This is a genomic window from Streptomyces sp. NBC_01446, assembly GCF_026340095.1.
GTDB lineage: Bacteria > Actinomycetota > Actinomycetes > Streptomycetales > Streptomycetaceae > Streptomyces > Streptomyces aureus.
The window spans coordinates 3,845,499-3,865,894 of the sequence record NZ_JAPEPO010000001.1 but is presented as its reverse complement, the minus strand read 5'-3'; the positions used below and the strand labels follow the sequence as shown (position 1 = coordinate 3,865,894).

The window sequence follows — 20,396 nt, the reverse complement described above, 5'->3', positions numbered from 1 at the left end:
CCTTCGGGACGGGCTGCCGCGACGTCGCCCGACGGTTTTCCCTATTCCGACATGTACTTCGCATTGGCGTTTATGCATCTATTCACCACATATAGTGCGCCTGCGTGTGCTGTCTGGTACGAGGCGTCTGGCCTGCCACCGCCGGCCACACGCCGACACCCGGACACCCGGACACGGAATCGGAGATATCGGTGAGCAGAGAACAGGCGCAGCAGCTTCCCGTGACCGCACCGCCGGAGCGGCGGCGGGCGGCGCTCGACGGGGGCAGGCGGCGGTGGGGCGTGGGCACCGCTACGGCCCTGTGCATGGCGCTGGCGCTGGCCGGGCTCGTACTGGTCCCGGCGGATGCGGCTGCGGCCACGGCTGGGGCTGCGGCTGGGGCGAAGGCGCCTCGTGCGGTCGGTCTGGCGCGGACGTTCACCTTCACCGGCGCCCCGGAGAGCTTCACCCTTCCGGCTAACGCGACGGCGACGATCACCGCGGACGGCGCCGGCGGCGGCAGCTCCCGCACCCCCACCTGCGGCGGCACGGGTGTCAACGCGGTCGGAGGTACAGGGGCGCGGGTCGTCACCACCCTTCCGGCCTCCGCTACGCCGACGGCCCTGACAGTCGAGGTGGGCGGAACCGGGGCCAGGGGCTGCGGCGGCAGCGGCGCCGGCGGGTACAACGGCGGCGGCAACGGCGGCATCGCCAACACCAGCTCCGCGGGCGGCGGCGGTGCTTCGAGCGTCTCGGCAGGCGGCAGCCTCCTGGTGGTGGCGGGCGGGGGCGGCGGGGCCCAGGGCCGCGCCGGCATCGTGCCCGTGGCCGGCGCCGGAGGCAACGGCGGCACCCCCGACGGCACCAAGGGTGCCGACGGCTACAACAACGGCCCCTCCTCCTCGGGGGGGCAGGGCGGTGGGGGAGCCACCACCAGCTCGGTAGGCACCGGCGGTGCGCCCGGATCCGCTCCACCGTGCCTGGCCACCGCCGGCACCGACGGAAGCGGCTTCTCCGGCTCCACCGTTGGCAGCGGAGGCACCGGAGGCACCAGGTCCACAGGCTGCTCCAGCGTCTTCAGCGGTGGCGGGGGCGGCGGAGGCGGCTACTTCGGCGGTGGCGGGGGCGGCTCGGGCGCCACCACCGCTCTCTTCACCACCGGGGGCAGCGGCGGCGGCGGAAGCAGCTTCGCCACCCCGACAGGCACCGGCACCGCCTTCAGCCTCTCGCCCGTGGGCACATTCGACACGAACGGCCGGCTGACGATCAGCTACGAAGTCCCGGACCTGGCCTTCACCACGACCAGCCCACTGCCGGACGCGACCCAGGGCACCCCCTACTCCACCACCCTCCAGACCACCGGCGGCACCGGTAACCCCACCTTCGCCGTCACCGGCGGCGCGCTGCCTCCCGGCCTCACCCTCAACACCACCACGGGCGCCATCACCGGCACCCCGACCACGACCGGCGGCTTCACCTTCACCGTCACGGCCACCGACCCCGACCCGGGTGTCCCGCCGGCCGTAAGGCAGTTCACCATCACGGTCCAGGCCGCCACCTGCGCCACCGCCACCCCGACCGTCACCGGCACCGACCGCGCCGACGTCCTCATCGGCACCCCCGGTGACGACGTCATCTTCGGCCTCGGCGGCAGCGACTACATCGACGGCCGCGGCGGCAACGACATACTGTGCGGCGGCGCCGACAGCGACCGCGTCATCGGTGGCGACGGCAACGACCGCATCGAAGGCCAGGACGGCGCCGACGTCCTCACCGGCGGCAACGGCAACGACGCCCTCTTCGGCGGCAACGGCAACGACGTCCAGGACGGCGGCCCCGGCACCAACACCAACAACGGCGGCTCCGGCCGCAACGTCTGCCTCCGCCCCTTCACCGGGCCCGGCTGCACCATCTGAGAACGCATGCGAGAACGCCGCTGACACCCGACCACCCTGACCGCAGCCGACCGCCGGCAACCGTCGGTGGCCGGCCGGCCGGCTCACCCGGGTTCTGCTGGGCGGGTCAGGGGCCGACTTCCCTGAAAGACCCTCAGAAGTTCCTCAACTCTGCTTTGACGGGGCGCGGGCCCGGGAATCCCCGAGTCACGCCCGACGGGGGCGTTCTCGGGGGAATGAGAGGAAGGTGAGGGCCGTGATCATCGGAGCCATCATCTTTGGACTTGTGATCGTGGGCATCGTCGTGGCCGTGTCGTCCGCGGGCGGCTCGGGCAAGGCGCGGAGCGGGAAGACGTCACTGAGCAAGGGCCGGTCGGGCCGCTCCAGCAGCAGCTGGTGGGCCGGTGGCGGCGGTGCGGTGAGCGGGTACTCCTGCTCGTCCGGCAGCTCCGGCAGCTCCGGCGGACACCACGGGCACTCCTGCGGCGGCGGATCCTCGTGCGGGGGCGGAAGCTCCTGCGGAGGCGGGTCCTCCTGCGGCGGCGGGGGCGGGTGCGGCGGCGGAAGCTGACCGCGCCACCAGGACACGTACGGCCCACAGGGAGGCGGCTGACACGGGGCAGCCGGTCCGCGTGGGCCGTACGTATGCGGGGGACGACGGGAGAGGCGTGTGACGGTCAGGGGGCCATATGCGCCTGGAATGGTCCGTTGCGCGGGAACCGTACGCAAGTTGCCCGGAGAAGTTGAACAGTTGAGCTGTGGGGTCCCCGGAGGGGATGGAAACCCGGCGAAGTTGGGTAAAAACGCTGTGGTGGCGCCACCGTTCATGATTCCCTCTTAACCGTCAAAGCGGCCCTCGTACGTTCTCGTGGGCACGTGCCGGCCCTCCCCCCTCAGCGCCGGCCTCACCTCCTTTTGCGTGTTAGCGGAGCCGACCCATGCTCACGACCCTGAACACCGCCTACACCGACACACGCGCGGACGACCTGGCCTGGGCTCTCGGCCGCGAACCACTTCCCGCGCTCGCCACACTCGAACTCGAACTCGAAGGCGCTCAGCTGCAGTTGAGACTCCTCGGCGCCTCGCACCAGGTACTCCTGGAGGAGGAGCGGGGCAGCTGCTCCGAGACCGTCGCCTGTATCCCGGGCAGCAGCACCCCGCTGCCGCTCGGCGTCGCCAAGCGCGTCGGCGACTGGGAGTACGAATTCGCGGCACACGTCGAGACCCTCTCCGAGGGCTCGTTCGCGGGCCGCGCACAGGAACTCATCGCGCTGGTGGCCGACCATCCCAACGGTCTCGCCGGGGTGTTCCCCGGCAGCCCGCACGCCTTCACCGCGCTGCTCGCCCACCGGCAGGAGGGGCAGGTGCGCTGGCGCACCTGGCACGCCTATCCACAGGAGGGTCAACTCGTCGTCACCCGGACCCGGGTGGGCGTGCGGACCCCGGCCGCGATGCTGTGACGCCCTGGGCCGCAATCCATGCGCGCACGGGCCCACTTCCACACGTGTGGGTGACCGGGCGGAGTTGTGCGGTGACGTAGCGTTCGCAAGGTGATCGAGCCGCGCACCCCCGTCCAGTCCGGCGTCCCGCGCGCCCGGAGCGAGGAGGGCAGGGCACCCCTCCCCGTAAAGCCGGCGACGGGGCGGTTCCTCGTGCTCGCGGGCGTCTTCCTCTGCGCGGCCTGCGGACTCGTGTACGAACTCGAACTGGTCGCGCTCGCCTCGTACTTGATCGGCGACTCGGTCACCCAGGCGTCCGTCGTCCTGTCCGTGATGGTCTTCGCCATGGGTATCGGCTCGCTCGGGGCCAAGCGGCTGCGGCTGCGGGCCGCCGCCGGGTTCGGCGCGGTCGAGGCCGCGCTCGCGCTGGTCGGCGGGTGCAGCGCGATGGCGCTCTACGCCGCGTTCGCGTGGACCGGCGACTGGGGCGGGTCCTGGGCGGGCGGCTCGCGCTACCTCCTCGTCGGGTTCTCCCTCGCCATCGGTGTGCTCATCGGCGCCGAGGTGCCCCTCCTGATGGTGCTCATCCAGCGGATCAGACGGCAGGACCCCGGCGGCGCCGTCGCCGACCTGTTCGCCGCCGACTACGTGGGCGCGCTCGCCGGCGGGCTCGCCTTCCCGTTCCTGCTGCTGCCGATGCTCGGGCAGCTGACGGGCGCGCTGCTGACCGGCGCGGTCAACGCGCTCGCGGGCGGCGCCCTCGTGCTCGGCCTGTTCCGCAGGGACCTCACGCGCCGCGGCCGCTGGACGCTCCTCGTGGCGAACGTCGTCGTGCTCGGCCTGCTCGCCTCCGCCGCGGCCCTCGTCGACGACTTCGAGCGGGCCGCCCGGCAGGCCATGTACGGCAAGGACGTACGCGTCGCCGTCCAGACCGGCGTACAGGAGGTCGTCGTCACCGGCGGGAAGCGCGAGCCGTTCAACCTCTACCTCGACGGGCGCCTGCGCGTCAGCAGCCGCGACCAGCAGCGCTACCACGAGGCCCTCGTGCGGCCCGCGATGGCCGGACCGCACGCGCGCGTGCTCATCCTCGGCGGCGGTGACGGCCTCGCCGCCCGCCAGGTCCTGCGCTTCCCCGGGGTACGACAGGTGGACATCGTGGAGATCGACCCGGGCGTCGTACGCCTCGCGAGAAACGATCCGCCGCTCAGCGCGCTCAACGGGCACGTCTACGAGGACCCGCGCGTGCGGGCCGTGACCGATGACGCCTTCCGCTGGCTGCGCGGGCCCCACACCCCGTACGACGTGGTGATCTCCGATTTGCCCGACCCCGGGATCACGGCCAGCACGAAGCTGTACTCGCAGGAGTTCTACGGCCTGGCGGTCCAGGTCCTCGCCCCGGACGGGCGGCTCGCCGTGCACGCCGGGTCGCTGTCGTCGCGGCCCCGCGTGTTCTGGACGGTCGACTCGACGCTGCGCGCGGCGGGGCTGCGGACGGTGCCGTACTGGGTGGGCACGGGCGCACCGCCGGCCCCGGCCGCGCGGCAGCACGGGGCGTGGGACCGGCTCACCGGGATCGCCGACGGGCCCGACCGGACCCTCGACGGGACGCGGGCGCCGAGCGACTGGGGGTTCGAGCTCGCGGGCCCGCGACCGCTGCCGGAGGGGGCCGTGCCGCGCGAGCGGGTGCGGGCGGCGGAGCGTTCGAGGATCACCGGACTCGCGCCGTCGACCTTGGTTCATCCGCGGTACGCCGACTGAGTACGGGCCGAACACGGGACGCGTGGGGCCGGGCGTGGGTAGGCTCGGGCGGCATGGAGCATGAGGTGTTCGTTCCGGTTCCGGCGGAGTCGTTGAGGGGCGCGCTGGCGGCCCCCGAGTTGGTGGCGAGGGCGGTGCCCGGACTTCAGCGGGAGGCCTCCGGCGACGGCGGCCGGCTGAAGCTCCGCATCGGCGGCCACACCATCACCTACCGTGGCTCCCTGCGCGTCACCGAGACGGAGACCGGGGCGTTCGCGGTCGAGGGCGACGGCACCGAGGCGCGGGGGACCGGTTCCGTGAAGTTCGCGGTGACGGTACGGGTCGCCGCGGCGTCCGGCGGCTCCAAGGTCACGTTCGTGGCGTCGGGCAGCGGGGACGGCCGGGTCGCCGAACTCCCCGACGACGCCGTGCAGTCCGCGGTACGTCGCCTCCTGACCCGTTTCGCGGAGGCCCTGGGCACGGTGGCGGAACCGGGAGCGGAGGACGTGGCTCGTACCGACGACACCGACGCCACCGACGACGCGGGGGACTCCACCGACGACTCCCACACCTCCGTCTTCGAGACCGAGATCCCGCCGCCCTCGCTCGCCCCCTTCGCGAAGCTGGAACCCGAAGCCGACGCGGCCGGCGAAGACGCCGGATTCGACGCCGACGTGCCGCCCGCCGAGGCCGCTCACGCCCGCCGCACCATGATCGGCCGCAGCGCCGAGGAGGTCGACCACGCGCCGCCGCGCGGCCGCTACGCCCCGGTGCCCGCGCCCGAGTCCACGACGGCCACCGCCACGCTGCGCTGGGCCGCGCCCGCCGCCGCCGTCGTGGTCGCGTCCGCGATCGTCGTCGGCCGGGTACTGCGCCGCCGGCGCTGATCGAAAAGTAAGGTCGGCCCGTGACTACCCAGGAAACGACGCTGACCGCGGGTGACGCGGAAGTGACCGTGCAGCCGGGCAACGGCTGCCGCGTGAGCAGCCTGCGCATCGGCGGCACCGAACTCCTCCGGCAGGGGGAGAGGTACGGCTGCTTCCCGATGGTGCCCTGGTGCGGCCGCACCAGGGACGGCAGGTTCCGGGACGGCGGGCGGACGTACCAGATGCCCCTGAACTCGCCGCCCCACGCGATCCACGGCTTCGCCCGCGACGCCGAGTGGACGACCGCCCGCGCGAGCGCCGACGAGGCCGTCTTCACGTACGACCTCGCTGAGCCCTGGCCCTGGCCCGGCCGGGTCACCCAGATGGTGCGCCTCACCGAGGACTCGCTCACGCTGACGCTCGGCATCGAGACGTACGGCGACTCGTTCCCCGCGCAGGCCGGCTGGCACCCCTGGTTCAACCGGACCCTCGACGGCTCAGCCGACGGCGTGCGCGTCGACTTCTCCCCGGCCTGGCAGGAGGAGCGCGGCGACGACCACCTCCCCACCGGCAAGCGGATCGACCGCACGGACGGCCCCTGGGACGACTGCTTCGGCATGCCCGACGGCGTGGACGTGACCCTGACCTGGCCGCAGCAGTTCGAGGTCAAGGTCGCGAGCCGGGAGCAGTGGGTCGTCGTCTACGACGAGCAGGAGGCAGCCGTGTGCGTGGAGCCGCAGACCGGCCCGCCGGACGGCCTGAACACGCTGCCGCGCCTCGTCACCCCGGTGGACCCCCTGGAGGCGACGACCACCTGGACGTGGCGAGCGCTCTAAGCTCGTAGCCATGACGAACGACGTGCGCGACGCGCTTCTCCAGCAGATCAAGGACAAGGCCGTGGTGCACGGCAAGGTGACGCTCTCCTCCGGTCTGGAGGCGGACTACTACATCGACCTGCGCCGCATCACCCTCGACGGAGAGGCGGCCCCGCTGGTGGGCCAGGTGCTCCTCGACCTGACCGCCGACCTCGACTTCGACGCCGTGGGCGGCCTGACGATGGGCGCCGACCCGGTCGCCGGCGCCATGCTGCACGCGGCCGCCGCCCGGGGTGAGCGCCTCGACGCGTTCGTGGTCCGCAAGGCCGCCAAGGCGCACGGCATGCAGCGCCGCGTCGAGGGCCCGGACATCAAGGGCCGTCGCGTCCTCGTCGTCGAGGACACGTCCACCACCGGCGGTTCCCCGCTCGCCGCCGTCGAGGCCGTGCGCGAGGCCGGTGCCGAGGTCGTCGGCGTCGCCACGATCGTGGACCGCGCCACCGGTGCCGCCGAGAAGATCACCGAGGGCGCCGGGGTCCCGTACCTGTTCGCGTACGGCAAGGACGAACTGGGCCTCGACTGAGGCCGCTCGACAACGGGCCGGACCCCAGTGAGCGACCAGTACTGGAGCTGTCCGGCAAGTCTGGAAAGATGAGGGCGACGATGACGTCGCCATCCGGGGCCGATCCAGACGAGAGGCCCCAGGTCAGGGTCTGACAGCACACACCCGCACATCCCAAGGAGCGGACACATGCCCATCGCAACCCCCGAGGTCTACGCCGAGATGCTGGACCGGGCGAAGGCCGGCAAGTTCGCCTACCCGGCCATCAACGTGACCTCCTCGCAGACGCTGAACGCTGCGCTGCGCGGCTTCGCGGAGGCCGAGAGCGACGGCATCATCCAGATCTCCACCGGTGGTGCGGAGTTCCTGGGCGGCCAGTACAACAAGGACATGGTGACGGGCGCCGTGGCCCTCGCCGAGTTCGCGCACATCATCGCCGAGAAGTACGACGTCACCGTCGCGCTGCACACCGACCACTGCCCCAAGGGCAAGCTGGACGGCTACGTCCGCCCGCTGCTCGACATCTCCGCCGAGCGCGTCAAGGCCGGCCGCAACCCGCTGTTCCAGTCCCACATGTGGGACGGCTCCGCGGAGACCCTCGCCGACAACCTGGCCATCGGCCAGGAGCTGCTCGCGAAGGCCGCCGCCGCGAAGATCATCCTCGAGGTCGAGATCACCCCGACCGGTGGCGAGGAGGACGGCGTCAGCCACGAGATCAACGACGAGCTGTACACGACCGTCGACGACGCGATCCGCACCGCCGAGGCCCTGGGCCTGGGCGAGAAGGGCCGCTACCTGCTCGCCGCGTCCTTCGGCAACGTGCACGGCGTGTACAAGCCCGGCAACGTCGTCCTGCGTCCGGAGCTCCTCAAGGACCTCCAGGAGGGCGTCAGCGCCAAGTACGGCAAGCCCGCCGGGTCGCAGCCGTTCGACTTCGTCTTCCACGGCGGCTCCGGCTCCACCGAGCAGGAGATCGCGACGGCGCTGGAGAACGGCGTCGTGAAGATGAACCTCGACACCGACACCCAGTACGCCTTCACGCGTCCGGTCGCGGACCACATGTTCCGCAACTACGACGGTGTCCTGAAGGTCGACGGCGAGGTCGGCGTGAAGTCGCAGTACGACCCGCGCACCTGGGGCAAGTCCGCCGAGGCGGGCATGGCCAAGCGCGTCTCCGAGGCCTGCGCCAACCTGCGCTCCACGGGCACGAAGCTCAAGTAGGCAATCGCGTACGACGCCGGGGCCCGGCACTCCTCTTCCTGGGGTGCCGGGCCTCCGGCGTACCCGGAGGGAGATGACTGTGCGCTACGACTTCGACACCCAGGTCGACCGGCGCGGCACCTGGTGCGTCCAGTGGGACGGGGTCGCGGACCGGTTCGAGGTGCCCGATCTGCTGCCGTTCACCATTTCCGACATGGACTTCGCCTGCGCCCCCGAGGTCCTCGCGGCGCTCGGGTCCCGCCTCGCGCACGGCGTGTTCGGCTACACGGACTGGCAGAACGACGACTTCCGCGGCGCGGTACGCGACTGGTTCGCGACCCGGTACGGCACCGAGGTCGACGTCGACCGGCTCGTGTACGCCCCGTCCGTGCTCAACCAGATGTCCCAGCTCCTGCGCATGTGGACGCGGCCCGGCGACGGCGTCGTCCTGCACACCCCCACGTACGACGGGTTCCGCAAGGCGGTCACCGGCCTCGGCCGTGAGATGCGCACCGCCGGTGTCGACGACTGGGCGGGCCTGGAGCGGGAGCTGGCGCGGCCCGACAGCCGGGTCCTGATCCTGTGCTCGCCGCACAACCCGACGGGCAAGGTGTGGACGGACGCCGAGCTGACCCGGATCGCGGACCTCGCCCGGCGCCACGACGTCGCCGTCATCAGCGACGAGATCCACGCCGACCTCACGCACACCGGCCACGTCCACCGCCCGTGGACGCCGTACGGCGACGGCCTGCGCTGGGCGCTCGTCACCTCCGCCACCAAGGCCTTCAACTTCCCTGCCCTGAGCGGGAGTTACGGCTTCGTCGGCGATCCGGACGACCACGCCGAGTTCGTGCGGCGCATGAACACCGGGGAGGGCCTCGCCTCGCCGGCCGTGCTGTCACTGACCGCGCACATCGCCGCGTACCGCGAGGGCGGGGCGTGGCTGGACGGCGTGCGGGAGTACACGCGCGGGAACCTGGCAATGCTCGCGGAGCGGCTCGGCGCCGCGTTCCCCGAGCTCGGGTGGCGGCCGCCGCAGGCCGGCTATCTCGCCTGGATCGATCTGCGTCCCCTCGGCGTGGACGACGACGCGCTCCAGCGGGAACTCGTCGAGCGGGAGCGGGTGGCGATCATGCCGGGCGGAACCTACGGGGCGCCCGGATTCCTCCGCCTGAACGTCGGCTGCCCGCGCTCCAAGGCCGAGGCGGGCGCGGACGCGCTGGTACGGGCGCTGGGCAGGCTCGTGATCACCGGCATGGAACGCACCGCCGGTCATGGCGCAGACTGGAACCCATGAGCCTTCACGAGAACCTTCTCGGGGGACCGCCCCCGACCCAGCTGCCCGACGACCCGGAGCCGCGCGAGCTGCTCGCGAGCGGCACGGCGCCGGCCGATGTCGCCGCGAAGTACCCGACCTCCTCCCTCGCCTGGGCGCGCCTCGCCGACGAGGCGTACGAGCGCGGCAGCGTCGTCGAGTCGTACGCGTACGCCCGCACCGGCTACCACCGCGGCCTGGACTCCCTGCGCCGCGCGGGCTGGAAGGGCCACGGCCCGGTGCCGTGGGAGCACGAGCCGAACCGCGGCTTCCTGCGCGCCCTGCACGCCCTCGCGCGCGCCGCGCAGTCCATCGGCGAGCAGGAGGAGTACGAGCGCTGCGCGCAGTTCCTCAAGGACTCCTCGCCCGCCGCGGCCCAGACCCTCGGCTAGATTCCCGCACCTTCTCCAGGCCCGCCCGTGACGACGTGACCGGGCGGGCCTTGCCGTTTCGGGGGACGATTGCGGAGGATGCCCGTGGGGACCGGGGCCCCCGTGCCGGAATTCGGCAGGGGCGGACCGCTACCCGGAGTACGTTCAAGGAGACAGCGATGTCCCACGAGGCTCACGAGTCGAACGAGCCAGAGACGCCGTATCTCGACTTTGCGGGGACCACCCCTTACGAGGACTACATCCAGGCCGATGTCCTCACCCACCTCCAGCACACCCGCTCCGATGACCCCGGAGAGATGGTCTTCCTGGTCACGACCCAGGTGATGGAGCTGTGGTTCACGGTCATCGTCCACGAGTGGGAGACCGCGTCGCGGGCCCTGCGCGGCGACGACGTGCCGACCGCGGTGGCCGCTCTGAAGCGCTCCGTGCGCGAGCTGGACGCGCTGAACGCGTCGTGGCGCCCGCTCGGCCAGCTGACCCCCGCGCAGTTCAACTCCTACCGGGCCGCTCTCGGCGAGGGCTCCGGCTTCCAGTCGGCGATGTACCGGCGCATGGAGTTCCTGCTCGGCGAGAAGTCCTCCTCCATGCTCGTCCCGCACCGGGGCGCGCCGCGCGTGTACGCGGAGCTGGAGAAGGCGCTGGAGGAACCGAGCCTGTACGACGAGGTGCTGCGGCTGCTCGCCCGCCGGGGCCACGCCGTCCCCGAGGCCGTGCTCAAGCGGGACGTGGCGCAGAAGTACGTGCCGTCCCCCGAGGTCGAGGCCGTGTGGACCGCGTTGTACGCCGGTGACGAGGGCGATGAGCTCGCCCGTCTCGGCGAGGCCCTCACCGACGTCGCCGAGCTGGTGTGGCGATGGCGCAACGACCATCTGGTGGCGACCCGCAGGGCGATGGGCGCCAAGACGGGCACGGGCGGCTCCGCGGGTGTGGCCTGGCTGGAGAAGCGCGCGCAGAAGAACGTGTTCCCCGAGCTGTGGACAGCGAGGTCCCATGTCTGACGTGACCGCCTCCGACGTGACCGCCCTGGCCGGGAAGGCCCTGGAACTGGACACCGCCGACGAGCTGGGCAAGCTGCGCGAGCGGTTCGTCCTGGACGACGCCGGCGACACCGTGTACCTCGACGGCAACTCGCTCGGCGCGCTCCCCGCGCATGTGCCGGGGCGCGTCGAGGACGTCGTGCGCCGGCAGTGGGGCGAGCTGCGCATCCGTTCCTGGACCGAGTCGGGCTGGTGGACGGCACCCGAGCGGATCGGCGACCGGATCGCGCCCCTCGTCGGTGCGGCCGAGGGGCAGATCGTGGTCGGCGACTCGACCAGCGTCAATGTGTTCAAGGCGCTGGTGGGCGCGGTGCGGCTGGCCGGTGAGGGGCGCGACGAGATCCTCGTCGACGCGACGACGTTCCCCACCGACGGGTACATCGCCGAGTCCGCCGCCCGGATGACGGGCTGCACGCTGCGTCCGCTGACCCCCGCGGAGGTTCCGGGCGCGCTCGGCGACCGGACGGCCGCGGTGCTCCTCAACCACGTCGACTACCGCACGGGCCGCCTGCACGATCTGCCCGCGCTGACCGCCGCGGTGCGCCGCGCGGGCGCCGTGTCCGTCTGGGATCTGTGCCACAGCGCGGGCGCGCTGCCGGTCGGACTCGACGAGCACGGGGTCGACCTCGCGGTCGGCTGCACGTACAAGTACCTGAACGGCGGCCCCGGTTCACCCGCGTACCTGTATGTGCGCAGTGATCTCCAGAGCCGCTTCGACTCGCCGCTGCCGGGATGGAACTCGCACGCCGAGCCGTTCGGGATGCGGCCCTCGTACGAGGCCGGGGACGGGGCGGTGCGGGGCAGGGTCGGCACTCCCGACATCCTGTCCATGCTCGCTCTGGAGGCGGCGCTCGACGTCTGGGACGGGGTGCCGGTCGACGCGGTGCGTGCCAAGTCGCTCGCGCTGACGGACTTCTTCCTGGAGTGCGTCGAGGCGTATGTGCCCGCGGGTCGGGTCGAGTCGGTGACGCCGGCCGCGCACGCCGAGCGCGGCAGCCAGGTGGCGCTGCGGTGCTCCCCCGAGCTCTCAACTTCGTTCGAGCAGGGAGGTACCCCCATCGCGGGCGCGGTCATGGAGCGGCTGATCGCGGCGGGTGTCGTCGGTGACTACCGCGCCCCTGACGTGCTGCGGTTCGGCTTCACCCCGCTGTACCTCGGGTTCGCCGAGGTGGAGCGGGCCGCGCGGGTCCTCGCGGATCAGCTGGCGGCCGCGGCGGCGTAGAGACGCCTCAGGCGGTGTAGACGCCCGCTTCCGCCGCCGCGACGGCGGCGTCGGCGGCCTGGTCCGCGTCGGCTTCGGTCGGCGCGGACCCGGCCGTCAGGAGCTGGTAGTAGAGGGGCGCGGACACGGCGCGCACGACGGCGGCCGGGTCCGTGCCGGGGCTCAACTCGCCGCGCCGCACGGCCTGTTCCACGCACGGAGCCCACTCGGCGACTCGCACCTCGTAGAAGCGGCGCAGGGCCGCCGACGTCTTCTCGTCGCAGGTCGCGGCCGCGATGACGGCCCGGAACAGGGCGCCCTGGCGGGGGTCGGCCAGCGTGCGCCGCACCAGGCGGGCGTTGGCCCGCAGGTCGCCGCGCAGGGTGCCGGTGTCAATGCGCGGCAGCGACTGCTCGGCCATGTCGGCGAGGAGATCGGCGACGAGCCCCGTGACCGAGCCCCAGCGCCGGTACACCGTCGTCTTGCCGACCTCCGCGCGCCGCGAGACGTCCGCCAGGTCGAGGTGGGCGAAGCCCTGTTCGGCGAGCACGTCACCGGCGGCGTCGAGGACGGCGGCGCGGACCCGTGCCGTGCGCCCGCCGGGACGGACGGTGCCGGGCTCCGCCGGCACGGCGCCGGGGTCCGAAGGGGCGGCGCCGGGGTCCGAAGGGGCGGTCCCGGGCTCTGCTTGTTCGGGCATACGGCCAGAGTAACGGCACAGGGGAACCGTTTATCCGGTTACGGTGTGTGTCCGCCCACGTCACGGGCCTGGTAGCGTCCGCATACTTTCCAATTCCGCTGTGACGCTGAGAGGTTGGAGCATGCCGGACGACGCTGCCGCCCGCGACGAGGCCGAAGAGGCATCGGCCTTCTCGCACCCCGTGGTCCCGCCCGACGTCACCGCCGCGTACGGGGATCACCCGGACCAGGTCGTCGACTTCTACGCGCCCCGCGACGGTGCGGATTCCGCGCCCCTGGTGGTGGCCCTGCACGGCGGCGCGTGGCGCGCCCCCTACGACCGGCGGCACCTCACGCCGTTCGCCGACTTCCTGGCGCGGCGCGGCTTCGCGGTCGCCAACGTCGAGTATCGGCGCGGGAGTTCACTTCCCCAGCAAGGCGGCACGGGTCCGGTGGCGGGGCGCTGGCCGGAGACGTTCGACGACATCGCCGCCGCCCTCGACGCCCTCCCCCGCCTCGTACGGGACGTGCTGCCGCAGGGTGACCCGCGGCGCACCGTCGTCGTGGGGCACTCGGCCGGCGGGCAGCTCGCGCTGTGGGCCGCCGCGCGGCATCTGCTGCCCGAGGACGCGCCCTGGTACACCGCCGCCCCCGCACCGCTGCGCGGCGTCGTCGCGCTCGCCCCCATCGCCGACTTCGTGACGGCCCGCGACCTCGACGTCTGCTCCGGCGCACCCGCCCAGTTCCTGGGCGGCGAGGCCGTGTTCGAGGAGCGGCTGCCGTACGCCGACCCCGCCGCGCTGCTGCCGACGGGCATCGCGACGACGCTGGTGCAGGGACGGGCGGACACGACGGTGCCGTACGCGGTCGCCGAGGCCTACGCGGACGCGGCGGCGAAGGCGGGCGAGGTCGTGGGGCTCACGCTCCTGGAGGACGTCGGCCACTTCCCGCTGATCGACCCCGCCGCGGACGCGTGCGCCGTGGTGGCGGAGGAGATCGCCCAGCTGGCGTGGTGACGGCGCCCGGCCCCGGCGGGAGCGTGTAGTACCTGCGACGGAGGGCCCAGGACCCTCCTCCCGTGGGACGCCTTCGGGGCGGGCCGCCGCTTACGGTGCCGTACGTGACCGAGACACAGACCCAGACCCAGACCCAGACGATGCCGACGGGGGCCAAGAGCCGCAGCCCCGAGTACCGTCTCGCCGCCGGCGCGCTGAGCGGCCTGCGGCAGGACCTGTTCAAGGATCCCTTCGCCTACCGTCCGCTGCCGCCGTGGTCGCCGGAAGGCCCGCTGCTCGGGCGGCTGCCGGAGCGGGTGCGCCGCTACGCGGTGTGGACGCCGCACGCCGTGGTCCTGGGCGCCGCCCTGTTCACGCTGCTGATCGCATTCGCCGTCGGCGACTCGATGGGCGGCGGCGTGATCCACGCGCTGTCCGGATTCGTCCCGGCGCTCGCCGTGGCGATGACGCTGATCAGGCCCGTCGGGGCGTGGTGGATATCCCTCGTGTCGACGCCGTTCGTCGCGATCATGGGAGGGGACGGATTCGGCGCCCCGTGGGCGCCCGCCGGGTTCTTCGCGCACCTCGTCGTGATGACGGTGGTCGCGGCCAGGACCCGGCCGCGCACGGCGGCCTGGATGTGGGCGGGCACGGCCGCCTTCGGCTTCTTCGCGTCGGTCTTCTGGTACAGCATGGACCCGGACACCGCGCCCATGCTCGTCGTCTCCGCGCTCGCGCTCCTCGTCACCACGTCGGTGCACATCAGGCGCGAGGCGAAGGTGGAGATGACCGCGCAGCGCCAGGTCACGGCAGTGGAGCGGGACAAGCGCACGCTCCTGGAGGAGCGCACGAACATCGCCCGCGAGCTGCACGACGTGGTCGCGCACCACATGTCGGTCGTCGCGATCCAGGCGGAGGCCGCGCCCTACCGCGTGGAGAACCCGCCCCCGGAGCTGGAGCAGGCGTTCGTCACGATCCGCGAGAACGCGGTGGCGGCGCTCACCGAGCTGCGCCGGGTCCTCGGCGTCGTACGGGTCGAGTCCGCTGAGTTCACAGCGGCGCCCGACGCCCCGCAGCCGACGCTCGCCGACCTCGGCCGGCTCCTGGAGAACGTGCGGGAGGCCGGGCTCCGGGTCGGCCAGACGGTCACCGGCGCGGTCCGCGACCTGCCGCAGGGCGTCGAGCTGTCGGCGTACCGCATCGTGCAGGAGGCGCTGAGCAACGCGCTGCGGCACGCGCCCGGCGCCGAGGCATGCGTCGAGGTGTCGTACGTCCTCGGGGGGCTCGGCCTGCGCATCGTGAACGGCCCGCCGACGGGTCTGGTCAAGCCCTCGCCGGGCGCGGGCCACGGGATCACGGGCATGCGGGAGCGCATCGCGATGCTGAGCGGAGAGATGACGGCGGGCCCCACGGCGGACGGCGGCTACGAGGTGGCGGCGTTCGTGCCGGTGGCCGCGCCGGAGCCCAAGCCGGAGCCGGAAGCGGCGACGGCGACGACGGCGACAGAGCGGTCGGGAGACCCGGCATGACCATCCGCGTACTGGAACCGAGACCCGGCATGACCATCCGAGTACTGATCGCCGACGACCAGATGATGGTGCGCGAGGGCTTCTCGGTGCTGCTCAACGCGATGCCCGACATCGAGGTCGTCGGCGAGGCGGTCAACGGCCGCGAGGCGATCGCCCGGGTCCGTGAGCTCTCCCCGGACGTCGTCCTCATGGACATCCGCATGCCGGAGCTGAACGGCATCGAGGCCACCCGCGAGATCGCCGCGATGGACGGCAGCGCGAAGGTGCTCGTCCTGACCACCTTCGACCTCGACGAGTACGTCTACCAGGCCCTGCGCGCCGGCGCCTCCGGCTTCCTCCTCAAGGACGCCTCGGCCCGCCAACTGGCCGACGGCGTAAGGGTGGTGGCCCAGGGCGAGGCACTTCTCGCCCCCTCGGTCACCCGCCGCCTGATCACGGAGTTCTCCAAGCTGTCCGAGATCCCGAAGCTGCGGGCGGTGGCGAACCCGGGGGCGTTCGGTGAGCTGACGGAACGCGAGACGGAGGTGCTGGTCCTGATCGCCCAGGGCCTGTCGAACGCGGAGATCGCCGAACGGCTGGTCGTCGCCGAGTCGACCATCAAGACCCACGTCAGCCGGGTCCTCGTGAAGCTGGGCCTGCGCGACCGCACCCAGGCTGCGGTCTTCGCGTACGAGGCGCGGCTGGTCAGGCCCGCGTAGGGAACGTCAGGTCCGGGGGCCGAGGTCGAGCGTCTCGCGGTGCGCGTGCCACCGCGTCATCAGGCCCTTCAGCTCGCTGTCCAGGAACTGCATGAACGCCGCCGTCTCGGCGATCCGCAGGCCCGCGGGGCTGTCCGGGCCCAGTGATTCCACCCCGTCGCGCAGAACCTTTTCCCAGCGCGCGAGGAGCTGGTCGCGGCGGGTGAACGTCTCGAACCACAGGTCGTTGTGCAGTCGGTAGCGGTCGCGGCGCGAGCCGGGCTCCCGCTCGCGGCCGACCATGCCCGCCTGCGTCAGATAGCGCACCGCCCCGGACACCGCCGCCGGGCTGATCTGCAGTCGCTCGGAGAGCTCGGCGGAGGTCAGCGCGCTCTCGTCGGAGGCGAGCAGCGAGGCGAAGACGCGGGAGGCCATCCGCTGCATCCCGGCCTCGGTCATCTCCGCGGCGAACCGCTCCACGAAGCGTGACACCGCCGCCTCGTCGCCGTCCCGGCCCGCCCCGGTGTCGCTGTCGCCGTCCTTCGTCGCGCTCATGTCCCGATCATCTCCCCTGGGTGACGTGCGGCCTCAAGTTTATACGCTTCCTTAACTTCACAAGTTTGTGAAAGTAGCGTACGTTCTGAAACATGACGAAGGCAATGACCGTCTCCGAACTGCACAAGTCGTTCGGCAGGACGCGCGCTCTGGACGGCCTCGATCTGGACGTCGAGGCCGGCGAGGTGCACGGCTTCCTCGGCCCCAACGGCGCCGGGAAGTCCACCACCATCCGCGTCCTGCTCGGCCTGCTGCGCGCCGACTCCGGCGCGGTGCAGCTGCTCGGCGGCGACCCCTGGGCCGATGCCGTCGCCCTGCACCGCAAGGTCGCGTACGTGCCGGGCGACGTCACGCTGTGGCGCAACCTCAGCGGCGGCGAGGTCATCGACCTCTACGGGAGGCTGCGCGGAGGCCTCGACAAGGCGCGCCGGGCGGACCTGATCGAGCGGTTCGAGCTCGACCCGACCAAGAAGGGCCGCGCCTACTCCAAGGGCAACCGGCAGAAGGTCGCCCTGGTCGCCGCGTTCGCGTCCGACGTGGACGTCCTCATCCTCGACGAGCCGACCTCCGGCCTCGACCCGCTGATGGAGGAGGTCTTCCAGGAGTACGTCAAGGAGGCCGCCCGCGAGCGGGGCCGGACCGTGCTGCTGTCGTCGCACATCCTCAGCGAGGTCGAGTCGCTCTGCGACCGGATCAGCATCATCCGCAAGGGCCGTACCGTCGAGACCGGGTCGCTCAGCGAGCTGCGGCACCTGACCCGCACCAGCGTCACCGCCGAACTCGCCTCCGCGCCCAACGGACTCGCCCAGCTCCCCGGCGTGCACGACCTGGACATTCAGGGCCTGCGCGTCAAGCTCCAGGTCGACAGCGACAAGCTCGACGCGGTGCTCCGCTCGCTCACCGGCTCCGGCGTACGGTCGCTCGCCAGCACCCCGCCCACGCTGGAGGAGCTGTTCCTGCGGCACTACCAGGACGACGGTGCGGGCGGGACCGAGGGCGCCCGTGCCGCGGAAGGGGCGGTGTCGCGATGACCGCCGCCGTGGCCGACACGCGATTCGCCCCCCGCGCCGCCGGAGCTCGCCAACTCGCGGGCACGGGAGCCCTGGTGAGGCTCGCGCTGCGCCGCGACCGCGTCATGATCCCCGTATGGGTGGCCGTCATCCTCATGATGGTCCTGTCGATGCCGGGCTCGCTGAAGAGCGTGTACAGCACCGCCGCCGAGCGCGCCGACATCGCGCAGTCGATGGCCACGAACAGCTCGATGCGCGCGTTGTACGGACCGGTCTTCGCCGACTCGATCGGCGGACTCACCGCGTGGCGCATCGGGGTCTACGGCGGGCTGTTCGCCGCCGTCATGAGCCTGCTCATCGTCGTGCGGCACACCCGTGACGAGGAGGAGAGCGGGCGCCAGGAGCTGGTGTCGTCGGCGATGGTGGGGCGGCGCGCCCCGCTGACCGCCGCGCTGCTCGCGGCGCTCGTCGCCGACGCGGCCACCGCCCTGCTGGTCGCGGGCGGCCTCGCCTCCCAAGGCGGCGGCGGGGCACTGGCGTTGGGGCTCGCGATCGCGGCGACCGGCATGGTGTTCGCCACGATGGCGGCGATCGTCGCGCAGCTCACGGAGAGCGCGCGCCTCGCCAAGGGCCTGACGTCGGCGGTGCTCGGCCTGGCGTTCGTGCTGCGCGCGGCCGGGGACTCGGGGACTTCCGGCTCCGGGGGAGGTTCGTCGGTACTGACCTGGCTGTCGCCGCTCGGCTGGCTGGAGAACACACGGGCGTTCGCGGACGAACGCTGGTGGGTGCTGCTCCTGTTCGTGGCGGGCGTCGCCGCGCAGGGGGCGGCCGCGTACGGGCTCGCAGGGCGGCGCGACATCGGGATGAGCTTCCTGCCGAGCCGCCCCGGACCCGCCTCGGGCCGGCTCGGCACGGCGGGCGCGCTCGCCTGGCGGCTCCAGCGCGGCAGCGTGTTCGGGTGGAGCGCCGGGTTCCTCGTCGCCGGCATCGCGTTCGGCGGGATGACGCAGGGCGCGACGGATCTCGTCGGCGACAACCAGAAGACGCGCGACATCATCGAGCGGATGGGCGGCCAGTCCGGCGTCACGGACGCGTTCCTCGCCACGATGGTCGGCATGCTCGGCATGGTCGCCGCGCTCTACATCGTCTCGTCGGTGCTCCGCCTCAGCGGCGAGGAGACCTCGCAGCGTGCCGAGCCGGTCCTCGCGGCCGCGGTCGGCCGACTGCGGTGGGCGGCGGGCCATCTGGCCATCGCGTTCGGCGGGGCCGCGCTGATCATGGTCCTCGGCGGCCTGGGCCTCGGGATCGGCTACGGCGGGAACTTCGGCCCCGTCCTGGGCGCCTGCCTCACGCAGCTGGCCGCGATCTGGGTCATCGGAGGCCTCGCCGTGCTGCTGTTCGGGGTGTTCCCGAGGGCGGCGGTGGCGGCCTGGGCCGTCGCGGGCATCGCCCTCCTGATCGGCTGGATCGGCCCGGCGTTCGAGCTCCCGCAGCCGGTCATGAACCTCTCCCCGTTCGGCCACCTGCCGAAGCTGCCGGGCGGCGAGATGACGTGGACCCCCGTCCTGATCCTGCTGGCGATCGCGGCGGTCTTCGTCGCGGCGGGCCTGACGGGTCTGCGCCGCCGGGACCTGTCGAACTGACCGGCACGTCACTTCGGCAGTGTCAGCCCCCACGCGCCCGCCCGTACCGTCCACGTGCGGGTGCGGACGGGGCCGCCCACCACCTGGTCCGCGCGGTAGCGGAAGTCCGGACCCGACACCGTCACCGAGTGCGCGAGGACCCGCAGGGGCCCCGCCTCCGCGCCCACCGAGGACGGCCTCACCTCGACGCTGGCCCGGCCCGCCGCGTCCGGGGCCACGCTCACGCCCTCGACCGGCCGGTCCAGATCGACCAGCGTCACCCCGTCCGCCTCGACCCGCAGCCGCTGCGGCCCCGGCGCGGGCGCCGTCATGCGCGGCGGTCGCGCCGCGAGCGTGCGGACGAGGGACTGGCAGGTGCGCAGCCAGTGGTGCGCGGGATCGGAGCCCAGCGCCGCCGGATGCGCCACGGGCGGGATCCGCAGATCCCCGATCACCACCCCGTCGGAGTCGTCGACGAGCAGATCGAGCCGCCGCTCGACCCCCTCCAGGGCCGCCCGCGCCGCCGTCACCGCGTCGGTGGGCACGCCGAGGGAGCGCGCCAGCGAGAGACTCGCCCCCACCGGAACGAACGAGAGGACGGAACCCGCCAGCTCGCGCTCGCGGTGCAGCAGCCCCACCGCGCGCAGCAGCGCCCGGTCGTCCCCGATCACCACCGGTCGCCGGGAACCCCTTCTGACCAGCGCCTTCGCGAATTCCTCCGGCCCGTCCGGCAGGCACACCTTCACCGTCGCACCGGCGCCGAGCACGTCCTTCGCGATGCGTACCGACTCGCCGTCCGCACGCCGGGCGACCGGATCGACGACCACCAGAAGCTGGTCAAAAGCCGCCACCTCGGTCCTGCCTCGCTTCCTCGGGTAGCATCTTGGTGCAA

At 72.7% G+C, this 20,396-nt stretch carries 20 protein-coding genes; 16 read left to right on the top strand and 4 right to left on the bottom strand.

What is annotated here, in order from left to right; all coding sequences use genetic code 11:
* The first annotated feature begins 191 nt into the window (after positions 1-191).
* A complete protein-coding gene (locus OG456_RS17345) occupies positions 192-1,895 on the top strand; it encodes a calcium-binding protein (protein ID WP_266561979.1) in 1,704 nt (567 codons plus the stop codon).
* Positions 1,896-2,081: 186 nt separating this feature from the next.
* Here OG456_RS17345 and OG456_RS17340 read toward each other — a convergent pair whose 3' ends face one another.
* A complete protein-coding gene (locus OG456_RS17340; RefSeq protein WP_266561972.1) occupies positions 2,082-2,462 on the bottom strand; it encodes a hypothetical protein in 381 nt (126 codons plus the stop codon).
* 350 nt (positions 2,463-2,812) lie between these two features.
* Between OG456_RS17340 and OG456_RS17335 the strand changes: the two genes are divergently transcribed.
* The 10 genes from OG456_RS17335 to kynU all read left to right on the top strand — a co-directional run bounded on the left by OG456_RS17335 (position 2,813) and on the right by kynU (position 12,459).
* Positions 2,813-3,334 carry a DUF2617 family protein gene (locus OG456_RS17335; RefSeq protein ID WP_266561970.1) on the top strand — a complete coding sequence of 174 codons (522 nt, stop codon included), beginning with the start codon at positions 2,813-2,815 and terminating at the stop codon, positions 3,332-3,334.
* Positions 3,335-3,526: 192 nt separating this feature from the next.
* A complete protein-coding gene (locus OG456_RS17330; RefSeq protein ID WP_266569314.1) occupies positions 3,527-5,071 on the top strand; it encodes a polyamine aminopropyltransferase in 1,545 nt (514 codons plus the stop codon).
* Between the two features lie 53 nt (positions 5,072-5,124).
* Positions 5,125-5,937 carry an SRPBCC domain-containing protein gene (locus OG456_RS17325; protein WP_266561968.1) on the top strand — a complete coding sequence of 271 codons (813 nt, stop codon included), beginning with the start codon at positions 5,125-5,127 and terminating at the stop codon, positions 5,935-5,937.
* Positions 5,938-5,957: 20 nt separating this feature from the next.
* Positions 5,958-6,752, top strand: coding sequence for an aldose 1-epimerase (locus tag OG456_RS17320; protein WP_266561966.1), 795 nt, complete (start codon positions 5,958-5,960; stop codon positions 6,750-6,752).
* A gap of 10 nt (positions 6,753-6,762) precedes the next feature.
* Positions 6,763-7,314 carry an orotate phosphoribosyltransferase gene (pyrE, locus tag OG456_RS17315; protein WP_266561964.1) on the top strand — a complete coding sequence of 184 codons (552 nt, stop codon included), beginning with the start codon at positions 6,763-6,765 and terminating at the stop codon, positions 7,312-7,314.
* A gap of 168 nt (positions 7,315-7,482) precedes the next feature.
* The gene (gene fbaA, locus OG456_RS17310; protein ID WP_266561962.1) at positions 7,483-8,514 is read left to right on the top strand and encodes a class II fructose-bisphosphate aldolase; all 1,032 of its coding nucleotides are present in this window, start codon (positions 7,483-7,485) and stop codon (positions 8,512-8,514) included.
* 73 nt (positions 8,515-8,587) lie between these two features.
* Positions 8,588-9,790, top strand: a complete 1,203-nt coding sequence (locus tag OG456_RS17305; protein WP_266561960.1) for a MalY/PatB family protein — start codon at positions 8,588-8,590, stop codon at positions 9,788-9,790.
* Positions 9,787-10,200, top strand: coding sequence for a DUF3151 domain-containing protein (locus tag OG456_RS17300; RefSeq protein WP_266561958.1), 414 nt, complete (start codon positions 9,787-9,789; stop codon positions 10,198-10,200). Before OG456_RS17305 ends, OG456_RS17300 begins: the two co-directional genes overlap by 4 nt.
* A 158-nt stretch (positions 10,201-10,358) precedes the next feature.
* Positions 10,359-11,198, top strand: a complete 840-nt coding sequence (locus tag OG456_RS17295) for a tryptophan 2,3-dioxygenase family protein (protein ID WP_266561956.1) — start codon at positions 10,359-10,361, stop codon at positions 11,196-11,198.
* A complete protein-coding gene (gene kynU, locus OG456_RS17290) occupies positions 11,191-12,459 on the top strand; it encodes a kynureninase (protein ID WP_266561954.1) in 1,269 nt (422 codons plus the stop codon). Before OG456_RS17295 ends, kynU begins: the two co-directional genes overlap by 8 nt.
* A 7-nt stretch (positions 12,460-12,466) precedes the next feature.
* Here the strand turns inward: kynU and OG456_RS17285 are convergent, their stop codons facing one another.
* Positions 12,467-13,069 (bottom strand): TetR/AcrR family transcriptional regulator, encoded by a 603-nt coding sequence (locus OG456_RS17285; RefSeq protein WP_266569312.1) that lies wholly within the window; start codon positions 13,067-13,069, stop codon positions 12,467-12,469.
* A gap of 190 nt (positions 13,070-13,259) precedes the next feature.
* Between OG456_RS17285 and OG456_RS17280 the strand changes: the two genes are divergently transcribed.
* The 3 genes from OG456_RS17280 to OG456_RS17270 all read left to right on the top strand — a co-directional run bounded on the left by OG456_RS17280 (position 13,260) and on the right by OG456_RS17270 (position 16,338).
* Positions 13,260-14,132, top strand: coding sequence for a S9 family peptidase (locus tag OG456_RS17280; RefSeq protein WP_266561952.1), 873 nt, complete (start codon positions 13,260-13,262; stop codon positions 14,130-14,132).
* Positions 14,133-14,272: 140 nt separating this feature from the next.
* Positions 14,273-15,640 carry a sensor histidine kinase gene (locus tag OG456_RS17275; RefSeq protein ID WP_266569310.1) on the top strand — a complete coding sequence of 456 codons (1,368 nt, stop codon included), beginning with the start codon at positions 14,273-14,275 and terminating at the stop codon, positions 15,638-15,640.
* A gap of 29 nt (positions 15,641-15,669) precedes the next feature.
* Entirely contained in the window at positions 15,670-16,338 is a 669-nt protein-coding gene (locus OG456_RS17270; protein WP_266569308.1) for a response regulator transcription factor, read from the top strand.
* Positions 16,339-16,344: 6 nt separating this feature from the next.
* Here the strand turns inward: OG456_RS17270 and OG456_RS17265 are convergent, their stop codons facing one another.
* The gene (locus OG456_RS17265; protein ID WP_266561950.1) at positions 16,345-16,872 is read right to left on the bottom strand and encodes a GbsR/MarR family transcriptional regulator; all 528 of its coding nucleotides are present in this window, start codon (positions 16,870-16,872) and stop codon (positions 16,345-16,347) included.
* 92 nt (positions 16,873-16,964) lie between these two features.
* Here OG456_RS17265 and OG456_RS17260 point away from each other — a divergent pair, with 92 nt between their 5' ends.
* Both OG456_RS17260 and OG456_RS17255 read left to right on the top strand, forming a co-directional pair.
* On the top strand, positions 16,965-17,903 hold the full coding sequence (locus tag OG456_RS17260) for an ABC transporter ATP-binding protein (protein ID WP_266561948.1): 939 nt from the start codon (positions 16,965-16,967) through the stop codon (positions 17,901-17,903).
* A complete protein-coding gene (locus tag OG456_RS17255) occupies positions 17,900-19,525 on the top strand; it encodes an ABC transporter permease (protein ID WP_266561946.1) in 1,626 nt (541 codons plus the stop codon). The genes OG456_RS17260 and OG456_RS17255 overlap by 4 nt, the downstream gene beginning before the upstream one ends.
* 8 nt (positions 19,526-19,533) lie before the next feature.
* Here the strand turns inward: OG456_RS17255 and OG456_RS17250 are convergent, their stop codons facing one another.
* A complete protein-coding gene (locus OG456_RS17250) occupies positions 19,534-20,355 on the bottom strand; it encodes a diacylglycerol kinase (RefSeq protein ID WP_266561944.1) in 822 nt (273 codons plus the stop codon).
* Positions 20,356-20,396: the final 41 nt, after the last annotated feature.

Bases quoted from the DNA above. Each gene is read 5' to 3' on its own strand.
- fbaA (WP_266561962.1), top strand. From the start codon at position 7,483: ATGCCCATCGCAACCCCCGAGGTCTACGCCGAGATGCTGGACCGGGCG.
- OG456_RS17300 (WP_266561958.1), top strand. From the start codon at position 9,787: ATGAGCCTTCACGAGAACCTTCTCGGGGGACCGCCCCCGACCCAGCTG.
- OG456_RS17325 (WP_266561968.1), top strand. From the start codon at position 5,125: ATGGAGCATGAGGTGTTCGTTCCGGTTCCGGCGGAGTCGTTGAGGGGC.
- OG456_RS17305 (WP_266561960.1), top strand. From the start codon at position 8,588: ATGACTGTGCGCTACGACTTCGACACCCAGGTCGACCGGCGCGGCACC.
- OG456_RS17270 (WP_266569308.1), top strand. From the start codon at position 15,670: ATGACCATCCGAGTACTGATCGCCGACGACCAGATGATGGTGCGCGAG.
- OG456_RS17260 (WP_266561948.1), top strand. From the start codon at position 16,965: ATGACGAAGGCAATGACCGTCTCCGAACTGCACAAGTCGTTCGGCAGG.
- pyrE (WP_266561964.1), top strand. From the start codon at position 6,763: ATGACGAACGACGTGCGCGACGCGCTTCTCCAGCAGATCAAGGACAAG.
- OG456_RS17295 (WP_266561956.1), top strand. From the start codon at position 10,359: ATGTCCCACGAGGCTCACGAGTCGAACGAGCCAGAGACGCCGTATCTC.
- kynU (WP_266561954.1), top strand. From the start codon at position 11,191: ATGTCTGACGTGACCGCCTCCGACGTGACCGCCCTGGCCGGGAAGGCC.
- OG456_RS17255 (WP_266561946.1), top strand. From the start codon at position 17,900: ATGACCGCCGCCGTGGCCGACACGCGATTCGCCCCCCGCGCCGCCGGA.
- OG456_RS17335 (WP_266561970.1), top strand. From the start codon at position 2,813: ATGCTCACGACCCTGAACACCGCCTACACCGACACACGCGCGGACGAC.
- OG456_RS17265 (WP_266561950.1), bottom strand. From the start codon at position 16,872: ATGAGCGCGACGAAGGACGGCGACAGCGACACCGGGGCGGGCCGGGAC.
- OG456_RS17275 (WP_266569310.1), top strand. From the start codon at position 14,273: ATGCCGACGGGGGCCAAGAGCCGCAGCCCCGAGTACCGTCTCGCCGCC.
- OG456_RS17280 (WP_266561952.1), top strand. From the start codon at position 13,260: ATGCCGGACGACGCTGCCGCCCGCGACGAGGCCGAAGAGGCATCGGCC.